At 60.0% G+C, this 13,964-nt stretch carries 14 protein-coding genes and 1 pseudogene; 12 read left to right on the top strand and 3 right to left on the bottom strand.

Annotation, left to right across the window (positions count from 1 at the left end):
• Nucleotides 1–119: 119 nt before the first annotated feature.
• The 12 genes and pseudogenes from J6525_RS17100 (at nt 120) to J6525_RS17045 (ending at nt 11,219) form a co-directional block, all read left to right on the top strand.
• A pseudogene (locus J6525_RS17100) lies at nt 120–1,446 on the top strand (MFS transporter).
• Nucleotides 1,447–1,674: 228 nt separating this feature from the next.
• A complete protein-coding gene (trbB, locus tag J6525_RS17095; protein ID WP_225645529.1) occupies nt 1,675–2,589 on the top strand; it encodes a P-type conjugative transfer ATPase TrbB in 915 nt (304 codons plus the stop codon).
• 1 nt (nt 2,590) lies between these two features.
• Nucleotides 2,591–2,914 (top strand): TrbC/VirB2 family type IV secretion system protein, encoded by a 324-nt coding sequence (locus J6525_RS17090; protein ID WP_225645528.1) that lies wholly within the window; start codon nt 2,591–2,593, stop codon nt 2,912–2,914.
• A complete protein-coding gene (locus J6525_RS17085; RefSeq protein WP_225645527.1) occupies nt 2,914–3,177 on the top strand; it encodes a VirB3 family type IV secretion system protein in 264 nt (87 codons plus the stop codon). The genes J6525_RS17090 and J6525_RS17085 overlap by 1 nt, the downstream gene beginning before the upstream one ends.
• 10 nt (nt 3,178–3,187) lie before the next feature.
• A complete protein-coding gene (gene trbE, locus J6525_RS17080) occupies nt 3,188–5,629 on the top strand; it encodes a conjugal transfer protein TrbE (RefSeq protein WP_225645526.1) in 2,442 nt (813 codons plus the stop codon).
• Nucleotides 5,626–6,354, top strand: a complete 729-nt coding sequence (gene trbJ / locus J6525_RS17075; protein ID WP_225645525.1) for a P-type conjugative transfer protein TrbJ — start codon at nt 5,626–5,628, stop codon at nt 6,352–6,354. Before trbE ends, trbJ begins: the two co-directional genes overlap by 4 nt.
• Entirely contained in the window at nt 6,354–6,722 is a 369-nt protein-coding gene (gene trbK-alt / locus J6525_RS17070) for a putative entry exclusion protein TrbK-alt (protein WP_225645524.1), read from the top strand. Before trbJ ends, trbK-alt begins: the two co-directional genes overlap by 1 nt.
• The gene (trbL, locus tag J6525_RS17065) at nt 6,719–7,948 is read left to right on the top strand and encodes a P-type conjugative transfer protein TrbL (RefSeq protein WP_225645523.1); all 1,230 of its coding nucleotides are present in this window, start codon (nt 6,719–6,721) and stop codon (nt 7,946–7,948) included. The genes trbK-alt and trbL overlap by 4 nt, the downstream gene beginning before the upstream one ends.
• A 99-nt stretch (nt 7,949–8,047) precedes the next feature.
• Entirely contained in the window at nt 8,048–8,731 is a 684-nt protein-coding gene (trbF, locus tag J6525_RS17060) for a conjugal transfer protein TrbF (RefSeq protein ID WP_225645522.1), read from the top strand.
• Nucleotides 8,728–9,762 carry a P-type conjugative transfer protein TrbG gene (trbG, locus tag J6525_RS17055; protein ID WP_225645521.1) on the top strand — a complete coding sequence of 345 codons (1,035 nt, stop codon included), beginning with the start codon at nt 8,728–8,730 and terminating at the stop codon, nt 9,760–9,762. The genes trbF and trbG overlap by 4 nt, the downstream gene beginning before the upstream one ends.
• Nucleotides 9,759–10,970 carry a TraB/TrbI/VirB10 family type IV secretion system protein gene (locus J6525_RS17050; RefSeq protein WP_225645520.1) on the top strand — a complete coding sequence of 404 codons (1,212 nt, stop codon included), beginning with the start codon at nt 9,759–9,761 and terminating at the stop codon, nt 10,968–10,970. The genes trbG and J6525_RS17050 overlap by 4 nt, the downstream gene beginning before the upstream one ends.
• Nucleotides 10,971–10,973: 3 nt before the next feature.
• Nucleotides 10,974–11,219 carry a DUF2274 domain-containing protein gene (locus J6525_RS17045; RefSeq protein ID WP_225645519.1) on the top strand — a complete coding sequence of 82 codons (246 nt, stop codon included), beginning with the start codon at nt 10,974–10,976 and terminating at the stop codon, nt 11,217–11,219.
• Here J6525_RS17045 and J6525_RS17040 read toward each other — a convergent pair.
• From J6525_RS17040 to J6525_RS17030, 3 genes are all read right to left on the bottom strand, one after another.
• Nucleotides 11,186–12,145, bottom strand: a complete 960-nt coding sequence (locus J6525_RS17040) for a LysR family transcriptional regulator (protein WP_225645518.1) — start codon at nt 12,143–12,145, stop codon at nt 11,186–11,188. The two genes, J6525_RS17045 and J6525_RS17040, sit on opposite strands and share 34 nt — an antisense overlap.
• An 83-nt stretch (nt 12,146–12,228) precedes the next feature.
• Nucleotides 12,229–12,861 carry an acyl-homoserine-lactone synthase gene (locus J6525_RS17035; RefSeq protein WP_225645517.1) on the bottom strand — a complete coding sequence of 211 codons (633 nt, stop codon included), beginning with the start codon at nt 12,859–12,861 and terminating at the stop codon, nt 12,229–12,231.
• An 85-nt stretch (nt 12,862–12,946) separates the two neighbouring features.
• Nucleotides 12,947–13,675, bottom strand: a complete 729-nt coding sequence (locus tag J6525_RS17030) for a LuxR family transcriptional regulator (protein WP_225645516.1) — start codon at nt 13,673–13,675, stop codon at nt 12,947–12,949.
• Nucleotides 13,676–13,964 lie beyond the last annotated feature (289 nt).

Raw genomic sequence — 13,964 nt, 5'->3', positions numbered from 1 at the left:
GCGCTATCGCGCCTGACCTTCTTTTTCTACGCCAACCCACGACGGCAATGATTTAGCCGGACTGGCAAAAAGCTGGACGCGCTATCGGCTCGAAAGAGTTGACAGCGAGAGGGGCCGGCATGCAAATCTCAAAAGGATGGTGTGGAATTGCTCGCGTTTTTCTCCCTTTTGCTGCTGGATACTATCTTTCGTACCTGTTTCGAACGATCAACGCTTTGATCGCCAGTCAGCTCAGCTCGGACACCGGGCTTGGGACTGCCGACCTCGGGTTGCTTACGTCAGTCTATTTCTTTGTGTTCGCGGCGGCTCAGATCCCCGTCGGCATATTGTTGGACCGATTTGGTCCGCGGCGCGTCCAAAGTGTTCTGCTCTTACTCGCAGCAACGGGCGCTGGGCTATTCGCGGTATCGACCAGCTTCGTCACTTCTGATCGCGCGTGCAATGATCGGGCTTGGCGTGGCGGCTGCACTGACCGCTGGATTGAAGTCCATCATCCTTTGGTTCCCGAAGGAGCGAGTTGCCTTGCTGAACGGCTACATGGTCATGCTGGGCTCGCTAGGAGCGGTGACCGCTACGACTCCCGTCGAACACCTGCTCGCTTGGATGGGCTGGCGGCAGCTCTTTGAGATCCTGGCGGCCGCCACCGGTGCGACTGCCATTCTCATCTATGTCGTGGTGCCTGAACGAATCGTTGTCCCATCAACAGCGCATGCCACCCTCGGCTCCGTTTTCGGCGATCGGCGCTTCTGGCGCGTTGCCCCGTTGTCGGCGACATGCGTTGGTTCGGCCTGGTCTCTGCAGGGATTGTGGGCATCGCCGTGGCTGACCGACGTGGAGGGGCTTGATCGCGCAAGTCTCGTCAAACAGCTTTTTATGATGTCCATCGTATTGAGCGCTGGCGCCTGGTTATTCGGTACGACCGTCCATTCCATCAAGCGGAGAGGCATCGGGGCGGAGGCGGTGTTAGCGATGGTTGCGGTGCTGTTCATCGCGGCTGAGTTATCACTGATCCTGCGAGCGTCTTTGCCGTCCATCTTTCCTTGGTCTATTGTCGCAATTGTCGGAACGGCGACAGTGGTCAGCTTCGCGGTGATAGCGGATTACTTCCCGCCGGAGCTTGCCGGCCGTGCCAATGGTGCCTTGAACGTTTTGCACTTCGGTTGGGCATTTCTGGCGCAATACTCGACAGGTCTTATCCTGGAGCAATGGTCCGCAAATGATGGGCATAGGCCAGTCCAAGCCTATCAAGTCGCGTTTGGTCTCAATATAGTACTGCAAATCGCGGCGTTGGTCTGGTTCGCGCTGCCTTGGTGCCAATCCATGGCCTCGTGGATGAGTTCAATCCTCTTCTTCAAGCCGGCAAGTGACTCCAACGCTCTCGAACCCCTCGGCGTGTATGAGAACTCGGTAATACTGGTGCCCGCGGATGACAATGCGGAGTGGTGAGCGGTAGATCGCCGAGCACGATACGATTGAGCAGACCACAAGCATCAGTTCTCGGTCTTTCTTTTTCTACGCTAGTCTACGATCACTGAAGTCGCTTATTGCGCTAGGTCCATCGGTGCCTTTTCTAATCATCCCCATATGAGGACGCTCGTTGGAGTCCTCATTCGGTGGGGGCGAACGGTGGTAATCCATTCCATTCAATCGGAAGCGAGTTCGCGCGGTGCGCGAATGCTGCGCAGCGCGCTGGGCGCGGCGATCGCTGGCTACCTCGAAGACGAAGCGATCATCGAGGTAATGCTCAACCCAGATGGGCGGCTGTGGATCGACCGGTTGTCGAATGGCCTGATCGACACAGGCGAAACTCTGTCGGCCGCGGATGGCGAGCGCATCGTTCGCCTGGTTGCGCATCACGTAGGCGCCGAGGTGCATGCCGGCGCGCCACGGGTTTCGGCCGAACTGCCAGGGAGTGGTGAGCGCTTCGAAGGTCTCTTGCCGCCGGTCGTTGCAGCACCGGCCTTTGCTATCCGCAAACCGGCCGTCGCCGTGTTTACGCTCGACGACTACGTCGCCAGGGAGATCATGACCTCAGAGCAGGCCACGATCCTCAAGAGCGCAGTCGCCGCACGCAAGAATATCCTCGTCGCCGGTGGGACATCGACCGGCAAGACAACCTTGACGAATGCACTACTGGCCGAGGTGGCGAAAACTGCTGATCGGGTCGTGCTGATCGAAGATACGCGCGAACTCCAGTGCAAAGCACCCAACCTTGTCGCGCTTCGAACAAAAGATGGCGTGGCCACGCTGTCGGACCTCGTTCGGTCTTCGCTGCGCCTACGGCCTGATCGCATTCCCATTGGCGAGGTCCGAGGTGCCGAGGCGCTCGATCTCCTCAAAGCTTGGGGGACCGGGCATCCAGGCGGCATTGGGACCATTCATGCGGGTACCGCACTCGGTGCGCTGCGGCGGCTCGAGCAACTCATCCAGGAAGCCGTCATCACGGTTCCGCGCGCCCTGATTGCCGAAACCATCAACCTCGTCGCCGTCCTTGCAGGCCGCGGCGCAGACCGCCGCCTTGCTGAGCTCGCCACTGTCTTAGGGCTCGGTGTGAGCGGCGACTACAGCCTTTCATCAGCAGGAGACTGACATGAATAAGAAGTTTGGCTTTCTTCGAGGTGCATCATTCGCCGCCTTCGGCGCGGTGCTTGGGGCAGCCCAGCCGGCGTGGGCGGCTGGCTCGAACATGCCGTGGGAACAGCCACTCAATCAGATCTTGCAGTCGGTGGAAGGGCCGGTCGCCAAGATCATCGCCGTCATCATCATCGTGGTGACCGGGCTCACGCTGGCCTTCGGGGACTCCTCAGGTGGTTTCCGCAGGCTGATCCAGATCGTGTTCGGTCTGTCGATCGCGTTTGCCGCTTCGAGCTTCTTCCTGTCGTTCTTCTCCTTCGGCGGCGGCGTGGTGATCTGATGGATGATCAGGTGGCTGGCTTTGTCGTGCCCGTTCACCGGGCGCTCACTGAGCCGATCCTGATGGGCGGCGCGCCGCGGTCCGTTGCGATCATCAACGGTACACTTGCGGCAGCGCTTGGGCTGGGATTGCGGCTCTGGATTGCGGGTCTTGTCCTCTGGTTCATCGGTCACATGGCCGCCGTCTGGGCTGCGAGGCGCGATCCTGCCTTTGTCGACGTCGTGCGCCGGCATCTGCGCATTCCCGCACATCTCAACACCTGAGCCCTCAGTCATGATGAACCTTGCCGAATATCGCCATTCCAGCGTGCGTCTCGCCGACTTCCTGCCCTGGGCAACTCTCGTCGACGAGGGTATCATCCTGAACAAGGACGGCTCGTTCCAGCGGACGGCAAAGTTCAGGGGGCCTGACCTCGATAGCGCAGTGCCGGCTGAACTCGTCGCCGTCGTGGGTCGCTTGAATAACGCCTTGCGTCGCTTGGGATCAGGCTGGGCCGTCTTCGTCGAGGCGCAGCGTCATTTTGCTGGGGCCTATCCTCCGGGCACATTTCCGGATGTCGCATCCGCACTGGTTGACGCCGAGCGCAGGGCCCAGTTCGAAGAGGCCGGAGCTCACTATGAGTCCAGCTATTTCCTAACTTTCCTCTATCTGCCGCCGGAGGAGGGAGCAGCTAAGGCGGAGCGATTGCTCTATGAAGGTCGCGACCGCACCGTTGGAGCAGATGCCCGGGAAGTGCTGCGCGGGTTTGTAGATCAAACCAATCGCGTGCTTCAACTCGTTGAAGGATTCATGCCCGAATGCGCCTGGCTCGATGATCCGGATACGCTGACCTACCTGCACTCGACGATTTCGACCAAGCGTCATCGCGTTCGGATGCCAGAAATTCCGATGTACATCGATGCGCTATTGGCCGACCAGCCGCTGACTGGCGGGCTCGAGCCGATGTTGGGTTCAGCCAATCTTCGGGTCCTGACGATTGTTGGCTTTCCGAGCGCCACGACCCCGGGGATCCTGGACGACCTGAATCGCCTGCCATTCTCTTATCGTTGGTCGACCCGGGCGATCATGCTCGACAAGACCGACGCCACCAAGCTGCTGACCAAGATTCGGCGGCAGTGGTTTGCCAAGCGAAAGTCCATCGGCGCCATCCTCAAGGAGGTCATGACGAACGAGGCGTCGACGCTGCTCGATACCGACGCCCACAACAAGGCGGTTGATGCCGACGCGGCGTTGCAGGAATTGGGTTCGGATCAGATCGGACAAGCCTTTGTCACGGCGACCATTACCGTCTGGGACCGCGATCCCAATGCCGCCGATGAAAAGCTGAGGCTGGTCGAGAAGGTCATACAGGGCCACGATTTCACCTGCATGATCGAGACGGTGAACGCCGTCGAGGCCTGGCTCGGCAGCCTGCCGGGGCATGTCTATGCGAATGTGCGGCAGCCACCGGTATCGACCCTCAACCTCGCCCATATGATTCCTATGTCGGCCGTGTGGGCCGGCGAGGCGAGGGACCTGCATTTCAAAGGCCCGCCGCTTCTATTCGGCAAGACCGAGGGCTCAACGCCGTTCCGTTTCTCGCTCCACGTCGGCGACGTCGGCCATACCCTCGTGGTTGGCCCGACTGGCGCCGGTAAATCCGTGTTGCTGGCTCTGATGGCGCTGCAATTCCGCCGCTATCCGAACTCTCAGGTGTTCGCGTTCGATTTCGGTGGTTCGATCCGGGCGGCCGCACTCGCCATGGGTGGCGACTGGCACGATTTAGGTGGTGCCTTGTCGGACGGGGACGAAAACCCCGTCGCCCTGCAGCCGCTAGCCTGGATCGACGATCCTTCCGAGCGGGGATGGGCCACCGAGTGGATCGGCGCGATCCTGGCGCGGGAAAAGATCGAGATCACTCCGGAGGTCAAGGATCACTTGTGGTCGGCGCTGACGTCACTCGCTTCGGCGCCCAGGCAGGAGCGCACCCTGACGGGCCTGTCAGTCCTGCTGCAATCGAACTCCCTGAAACGCGCCTTGCAACCGTACTGCCTGGGCGGCCCTTCCGGGCGTCTGCTCGATGCTGAATTCGAGCGCCTTGGCGAGGCCTCGGTCCAGGCGTTTGAGACCGAAGGCTTGATCGGAACGAGTGCGGCGCCGGCCGTGCTGGCGTACCTCTTCCATCGTATTGGTGATCGTCTCGATGGCCGGCCGACACTCCTGATTGTCGACGAGGGTTGGCTTGCCCTCGATGACGATGATTTTGCGGGGCAACTCCGGGAATGGCTGAAGACGCTTCGGAAGAAGAACGCGTCCGTCATCTTCGCCACTCAGTCGCTTTCGGACATTGATGGTTCCGCGATTGCGCCGGCGATCATCGAAAGCTGCCCAACGCGATTGTTGCTGCCAAACGAACGGGCGATCGAACCGCAGATCACCGCCATCTACCGCCGCTTCGGCCTCAATGACCGCCAGATCGAGCTTCTGAGCCGGGCAACGCCAAAGCGCGACTACTATTGCCAGTCTCGTCGCGGCAACCGGATGTTCGAACTTGGCCTTGGCGAGGTTGCGCTCGCATTCACCGCAGCCTCTTCCAAGACAGACCAGGCCGCTATCTCGCAACTCATCGCCGAACATGGACCCGGCGGCTTCGTGCCTGCCTGGCTCCAGCACCGCGGCGTCGCCTGGGCGACAGATCTGATCCCCAATCTCGGCAATCTGGAGAAATCGCTATGAGACCTCTTGGCCTATTGGCGACCACGGCCGCCTTCGCGCTGTTGCTTGGCGTCACGGTGCCCGCACGGGCGCTGATCGTCTTCGATCCCACCAACTACGTCCAGAATGTCCTGACGGCCGCGCGGGAACTCCAGCAGATCAATAATCAGATCACCTCGTTGCAGAACGAGGCACAGATGCTGATCAATCAGGCGAGGAATCTGACAAACCTGCCGTATTCGTCGCTGCAGCAACTGGAATCATCGATCCAGCGCACCCAGCAATTACTGGCCCAGGCCCAGCGCATTGCCTTCGACGTGCAGCAGATCGATCATGCCTTCTCGACAAGCTATGCGCCAGCGACCAGCAGCCAGTCGAACCAGTTGCTGATCTCCAACGCTCAATCGCGATGGCAGAATTCCTATGCAGCGACGCAAGACGCACTTCGTGTCCAGGCCGGCATCGTTGGCAACCTCGACAACAATCGCATCCAGACGTCTGCCCTTGTAACCTCGAGCCAGAGTGCCAGTGGCGCCTTGCAGGCAACTCAGGCCGGCAACCAGATCCTCGCGCTTCAAGCGCAGCAACTTGCCGATCTCACAGCGGCCGCGGCGGCGCAGGGCAGGGCGCAGAGCCTCGAAGCGGCTCAGCGCGCTTCGGCTCAGGATCAGGGGCGAGAGCAGCTCAGGCGCTTCCTGACGCCAGGACAGGGCTATCAATCCTCCAATGTGCAGATGTTCCACTGATGACTGATGTAAGGGCATTCAAGGCGCTGTCGCTGCTTACGACAATCGGCCTCGTCGCCGTCGCGGCCTGCACCATTCAGTTGCGTGGCCGCGACGAATTTGGGTCGGCGCCGAAGGCGGAGCAGGAGACCGATGCAGCCAACGCCGACCTCGTACGTTGCCGCGGCGTCACTCCGCAGGAGACGGCAGGCTATCGCCACTGCCAGCAGATTTGGGCTGAAAACCGGCGCCGCTTCCTTGGCAGGAAAGATGGCGTTGTAGCTCCCGGCGACGATGACTCAACCAGCTCGATACCTGCCCAAAAGGATCAAAGCCGGATCCCGCAGGGATATCCGAACCCGGCGACACCCGAGGCGAACAAGCCATGACTGGTACGGGGATCATTGACCAGTTCCTGGAAACGTTCACGCGTTATATCGACAATGGCTTCGGGCTGCTGGGGAGTGATGTCGGATATCTCGCAACGACCCTTGCCGCGATCGACATCACGCTCGCCGCGTTGTTCTGGAGTTGGGGAACGGACGAGGACGTCATCGCGCGCCTCGTCAAGAAGACGCTCTTCGTGGGGGTCTTTGCCTACCTCATCGGCAACTGGAACAGCCTGGCGCGTATCATCTTCGAGAGCTTTGCCAGCCTTGGGCTGAAAGCATCCGGCACAAGCCTGTCCGCATCCGACTTCCTTAGACCGGGAAAGATCGCTCAGGTCGGACTCGAGGCCGGCCGACCGCTGCTCGATTCGATCTCCTACCTGATGGGCTACATCAGTTTCTTCGAGAATTTCGTGCAGATCGTCGTTCTCCTGTTCGCCTGGGTCGTGGTGTTGCTCGCCTTTTTCATTCTGGCGATCCAGCTCTTTATCACCCTGATCGAGTTCAAGCTCACTACGCTGGCCGGCTTTGTGCTCATTCCATTTGGCTTGTTTGGCAAGACCGCCTTTGCCGCGGAACGGATCTTGGGCAACGTCATATCTTCAGGGATTAAGGTCCTAGTCCTGGCCGTCATCGTCGGCATTGGATCGACCCTGTTCTCGCAATTCACCGCTGGCTTCGGTGGCAATCAGCCAACCATAGAAGACGCGATGACACTGGTGCTTGCTGCGCTCTCGTTGCTGGGCCTCGGTATCTTCGGTCCGGGTATCGCAAACGGCCTGGTGTCGGGCGGACCCCAACTCGGTGCGGGTGCCGCGGTTGGAACAGGCCTTGCTGCCGGCGGCGTTGTTGCGGCAGGCGCAGGTGTTGCTGCCGGTGGCGCTGGCCTTGCTGGCGGCGCGATTGCGGGCGCCGCGCGCGGAGGCGGCGCTGTCATAAGCGGAGCGTCAGCCGCCTATCGAGGTGGCGGCCTTGCCGGCGTCGCGGAGGCGGGCGCTTCCGCCGCCATGAGCCCGTTACGTCGCGCAGCTGCTGCCCTCGGCGGAGGTGGGGAAGCCGGCGCGCAGGCCGCGAGCACTTCAGCCGAAGGGCAACCCGATTGGGTGCGGCGCATGAAGCGTGCCGAGACTATTCGGCACGGTGCATCGGCAGCCGGCCACGCGGTCCGCTCAGGCGATCACGGTGGCAGCGGCTCGTCCGTCGATTTGTCTGAAGGAGAGCGCTGACACGCAGCCACTGCGCCTTCGCCACCCGGTGCACGGGCAACTCAAACGCGGACACCGCACGACTCGAAACCGATCACTTGATCTCAGGGGCAACTATCGATGTTCAAACGACCTTCCGTACACTACGGGCGCATGCCCGAGCCGGTTACGCCTTATCAAAAGGCGGCTCAAGTTTGGGACGAGCGCATTGGATCCGCTCGCGTGCAAGCCAAGAACTGGCGCCTGATGGCGTTCGGCTGCTTGATGCTGTCCGCTGGCCTCGCGGGCGGACTTGTCTGGCAATCGAGCCAAGGATCGATTACGCCGTGGGTTGTCGAGGTCGATCATCTTGGCCAGGCTCAGAGGGTTGCGCCGGCCAACTTCGATTATCAGCCCACAGACGCGCAGATCGCCTATCATCTGGCCCGCTTTATCGAGGATGTCAGAGGCCTGCCAGCCGACGGCATTGTTTTGCGCCAGAACTGGCTTCGTGCGTATGATTTTACGACCGATCGTGGCGCGACAGCGCTAAACGACTACGCGCGCAACAACGACCCTTTCGCCAGGTTGGGCAAGGCCCAAGTCTCAGTCGACGTATCGAGCGTCATTCGCGCGTCTTCTGAAAGCTTTCGGATCGCATGGACGCAGCGCACCTACGACAACGGCTCGTTGAGCTCAACTGAGCGCTGGACTGCAATTCTCTCGATCGTGATTGAGACACCGCGCGATGCCGAACGTCTGCGCAAGAATCCCCTTGGCGTCTACGTCCACGCCATCAGCTGGTCAAAGGAGTTGGGGCAGTGACCAAGACGCCGTCTGACGTACATTCGAAGCATCCCGTCCCGTACAGCAGGATCGCTCCGACTCCGCCCCAATTCGTGACCGCGAAGCGAGCAGCCTTGTTTGTTCTCCTGCTTGCTTCCTCGGCGATCGGTGGGTGCGCGGCGTACATTCCGCCCGAGATCAGCTATGACGCGGAAGTCCCGCCGCTGCCGGCGGTACCAGCGACTCTCGACGACAGACCGCGACCGCTTCACGTTCCACCCCTCTGGAAGCCGGCGCTCGGCGGCAAGTCGGGAGGGAAGGAAGACGCTGAACCCGTGAGCCGGGTTGAGACCGCAAACAGCGCAGCCCGGGTCGAACCGCGCAAGCGGGGGTATTTCAACGCGGCGCAAATCTACGCCTACAGTCCCGGGGCGCTCTATCAGATCTACGCCGCACCGGGGCAGATCACGGATATCGCCCTCGAGGAGGGAGAACAGTTGACGGGATCCGGGCCGATCGCGGCCGGAGATACCGTACGCTGGGTCGTGGGTGATACCGAGAGCGGGGGTGGTGACACGCGCCGCGTCCATATCCTAGTCAAGCCGACCCGCGCATCGATCGAGACCAATCTGGTGGTCAATACCGATCGGCGCACCTACCTGATCGAGCTCCACTCCCGCGAGCGGCCGTACATGCCATCCGTTGCCTGGTACTATGCGGAAACAGCACGTGACCGTTCCCGTGCAGTCGCTCTGAAACCCGTTCTTCCGGATCCGGCGCAGCGCATCTCGCGCTATGCCATCGAAGGGGACAGTCCTCCCTGGCGGCCCATCGCCGCATATGACGATGGCCGCAAGGTCTATGTCGAATTCCCGCAAGGCATCGTGCAGGGCGAGATGCCTCCGCTCTTCGTCATCGGTCCAGACGGCAAGACCGAACTCGTCAACTATCGCGCGTACGGCAACGTGCTGATCGTCGATCGGCTGTTTGCAGCCGCCGAACTCCGGCTCGGCGGCGACCACCAGCAGAGGGTCCGTATTGTCAGGACCGACGGGAGGCCGTCATCATGAACACTCATAATGTAAACGATCACGAGCAAGCAGTTCCGCCGGAGACACGAGAGGAACAGTCCGAAAGCTTCCGCTTGAGAGCAGAGCATCCGCGCGTGACACGATTGTCGCGGAAAGTCTTGGCCGGCGGGAGCGCGGTTGCCCTGCTTGTCATCGGCGGAGCGGTACTGTGGTCGCTGCAGAGCAATCGCTCCCGTAATCAGGCGGCTGATGAGCTTTACAGTACCGACCATCACAATGTGGCTGACGGCATTACGACGCTGCCGAACGATTATGCTGGCGTACCGCGCCAGCCAATCCCGCAGCTTGGCCCGCCGCTCCCTGGGGACCTCGGTCGACCGATCCTTGCCGCTCAAGGCCAGTCGCCGACGATCGGTGGTGATCCGGAGCAGCAGCGCCGAGATCAAGAGACCGAGGCAGCCCGCATCAGCCATTTGTTCGCTGCGACCAATGGACGAGAAGTGCGTCCGACCACCGCTGCGGCAGTTGAAGGTGACCGCGTCGTGCCGGCGAGCGCGACGAGCACCGGCGACGATGGATCTGCGCAGAACGGTCAAGACCGGAAGCTTGCCTTCGTGAACGCCTCTGTGGACCGTCGCACGGTAAGCCCTGACCGTGTTACTAAGCCTGCTTCACCCTACATCGTGCAGGCTGGAACGGTGATTCCAGGAGCGCTGATCACTGGGATTCGATCGGACCTGCCAGGCCAAGTTACCGCGCAGGTAACCGAGAATGTCTTTGACACGCCGACGGGTCGCTTTCTGCTTGTCCCTCAGGGAGCGCGTCTGATCGGCATCTACGATAGCCAAGTCACGTTCGGCCAATCCCGCGTTCTGCTGGTCTGGACCCGGCTGATCATGCCGAATGGACGATCTATCGTTCTCGAGCGGCAGCCTGGCGCTGACACCGCTGGGTATGCTGGCCTTGAAGACCAAGTCGATAATCACTGGGGCGAGCTGTTCAAGGCTGCGGCACTATCAACGTTTTTGGCGGTCGGGACTGAACTGGGGGCCGGCTCCGACACTAACAGCAACGACAGCGCGATCATCCAGGCATTGCGACACGGAGCCTCGGACTCCCTGAACCAGACCGGACAGCAGGTGGTTCGACGAAGTCTCAATATCCAGCCCACTCTGACCGTGCGATCTGGTTTCCCGGTTCGCGTTCTCGTCAATCGCGACCTCATACTTGTGCCATACGGAGGATAGGGGATGCCCAAGTTGAGAATAGGGGCCCTGCCGGACGACAAGCCGGTCAAGCTCACCACTGAGCTTCCAGCATCGGTGCATCGGGATCTCGTCGCCTATGCGGAGGCCTTGGCACGCGAAAATGGGCAGCGCATCGATCCGGCGAAGCTGATCGCGCCGATGTTGGCGCGCTTTATGGCCACGGACCGCGGATTCGCCAAGGCGAGACGAGCCGCTCAACCCCCGAGAGCCGGCGAAGGTGAGGGATAGCGCTCTGCCAACAGATTGAGGAAACGGCTTAGAGCCGGATTTTCATTGTCGTCGCGCCAACGCGCAAAGAAGTCCACCCGGCTAGGTCCCGTCCCGTCGTGCAATTCCCGGTACACGAGCCCAGCGAAACTTGCGCCGACATCCGATTCCATCACCAAACTGAGCCCCATGCCCATACTCGTCAGATTTTTGATAATGCCGCGGCTTACGTCGTGGCGCTCTACTGCGGGCCGGTCGCCAGGTGAGGCGAGCTTCGAAATCAGGAGATCCTCGAGTTCGCGTCCAGGATCAATCTTGCTTAGAAGTATCTTTTCGTTGCGCAAATCGGCCCAATAGATGATCTCGCGTGCCGCTAGGTAGTGATCCTGAGGCAACGAGATCAAGATGCGCTCGCTCCACAGCAGTAGTGATTTGACGTCCAGACAAGCCAGACGTCCAGGGCTAACGACGACGTCGACGGTCCCGTTACGCAGCGCGGTCATCAGATGAAAGCGAGAGCGCTCCATCGTTGCCAATTCGATCTGCGGGAGCAGCTTCTTAAATTCACCTATCGTCGCTCGCAAATTGCCGGTGGACACGGACGTATAGAAGCCAATAACAAGATGGCCAGTATCGCCGCGACCACCGGACCGCCCGGTTTCGACGAGTAGGTCGACCTGTTCCAGGATCAGCCGCGCAATTCGCAAAACCGCTTGGCCAGCGATAGTGGGCTTGATTCCCCCGCTGGAACGTTCGAATAGTGAAGTCCCAACCAGATATTCAAGCTGACCGATGGATCGGCTCAGGACAGTGTGCTTGATCGAAAGGACATCAGCGGCTCGTCGAAAGCTCCCGTAGTCGCTGGCAACCACAGCGAATCGAAGCTGTTGCAGGTCAATCGCGCTCGCTGTGTTCCGCCGATTGTGTTGGATCCCGGTTTCTGTCATTTTCGAAGCTCGGTAACAAACCACAAGACAGGAAGTCCCCGATCTAGGCGAGGACCCTATCTCGTTCATTGGCAGGGATCGTTCTAGGCGGCAGCAAAGATTACTGGCGTCCAGAGAGTCGGTGTCGAAAGACCTCCGGCCTTACGGAGATTCCGGAGAACTTCGCTCGAAATCGCAAGGTAACCCGCCAAGGCCACGGTGTTGCCGATTGTGGCCGGATTGCCAATGCGTCGCAGCGGCCAACCGACCCGTCGAAGGATCCGCTCCATTCGGAGATCTGTGACAGTAACGATATCAGTGAGTTGTCGTGAGAGCCCGAACTCGACCATTCCGGCAAACAGCTCGTATGCGGCGCGAGTTATGCCGTGATTTCCTTTGGGGGCGTCGGCTGCAATGTCGATAGCGAACCTGCTGCTTTCCCATACTAGCGGAGTTGACGGCGCGGGTTGACCTTCAAGAAGCGCGGGAAAGGTGTCGCGAAGCATGGTTGGGCCGAGCGTGGGGAGCAGGCGTACGGAACCTTGCACTTGGCCGTTTTCATCTACCTGGATTAGATAGTCAGGATGCAGCGCGTCGAATTCGTCGATCTCCATGTCGCTGCTGGTTTCAACCTCCCATGCCATGCGCAGTTTGAAGACACGATGCCGCAACCGATGCATCTCAACGAGGGCGTCGGAAAGCTCTCCATACGAAGGTGGTGTGATCAACTGGATCATAATCCCTCCAGAAGTGTTGAAGAGCCTTCGTTGAAGCGCGATTATCGCCTCAAATCATCACCTGTAGTTGTAGGGGGAAGGCACCCTAATTTTGCTTTTTTCTATTTGCAGCCGCCAAGTGTGTTACCGCCTGCGCGATTGTGCGAACGCCGAGCTTTTCCTTCGCATTCTCTAAGTAATACGCAACGGTGTTGCGCGAGATACCGAGAATGCAGCCGATTTCCCAAGAGCTTTTTCCTTGAGCCGCCCACTCCAAACATTCTACTTCGCGGCGCGATAGCCGAATTCCGTCGAGACCACGTTCGTTTCCGAGCTTGCGACGAACGTGAGCATGAAAATACATCGCCATGAGTTGAAGGACATGCGTGTACGAATCAATGCATTTCTCGAATTGTGGCCGGCTCTCGTCAGTAGCGAAAGTCAATGCGGAGATTGGCCCATGCCCGTCGTGAATCGGCACCGTGAAGCCGAACCGGATTCCGCATTGCGCGGCTTCATCGAATAGTCGCCGCTGCTCTTTTGAACTGGTTTGTGATCGAAAATCGATTCCCCATCGAAAAGGCTCCGGGCTCTGAAGGGCTTCTCGAATGACGGGATCAATGACTTGGTATTTCTTATCTAGATAATGGGTCGTCCATCGCGTTGGATATGTTGAGATAAGTCGAGGCTTCCTGTCTTCTTCGCTCTGGAGAGCGAGATAAGCGAAACAGGATAGGTCCAAAGCCGATGCTGTTTTTGCCAGCGCGTTGGAGAAGCCTTCGGCATCTTCGGCGCCGACTATTGCATCAATGAATTCTCGGAAGACCCGATGCATATGCTTTCCCCTAGACCGATACGCGCAGAAGCCGTGTAGGCGACTCACCGCAGCGTCGTCGCAGTGCTGCGCTTGAGGACGCCTTGCCCGTCGGACCCAGGGAAAGCCTGCTAACATCAAGCACTACACGCCTCCGCAGCTAGGGCCGAAGGAAATTAGGCAAAACCTGGCTCGCGCGGGACGCGCCAATCACAGTTCGATCTCTCACGTGCAGCCATGGCTAATACGTGGGATTCTGCGCGCCGCGAGTACCGTCTGATTGATGGGGTTTGCACCGGCAGGCCCGGTG

It is taken from the genome of Bradyrhizobium australafricanum (genome assembly GCF_020329495.1).
GTDB classification, from domain to species: Bacteria; Pseudomonadota; Alphaproteobacteria; order Rhizobiales; family Xanthobacteraceae; genus Bradyrhizobium; species Bradyrhizobium australafricanum.
The sequence above is the reverse complement of the archived record's forward strand: the minus strand, read 5'-3'. Positions and strand labels throughout refer to the sequence as shown.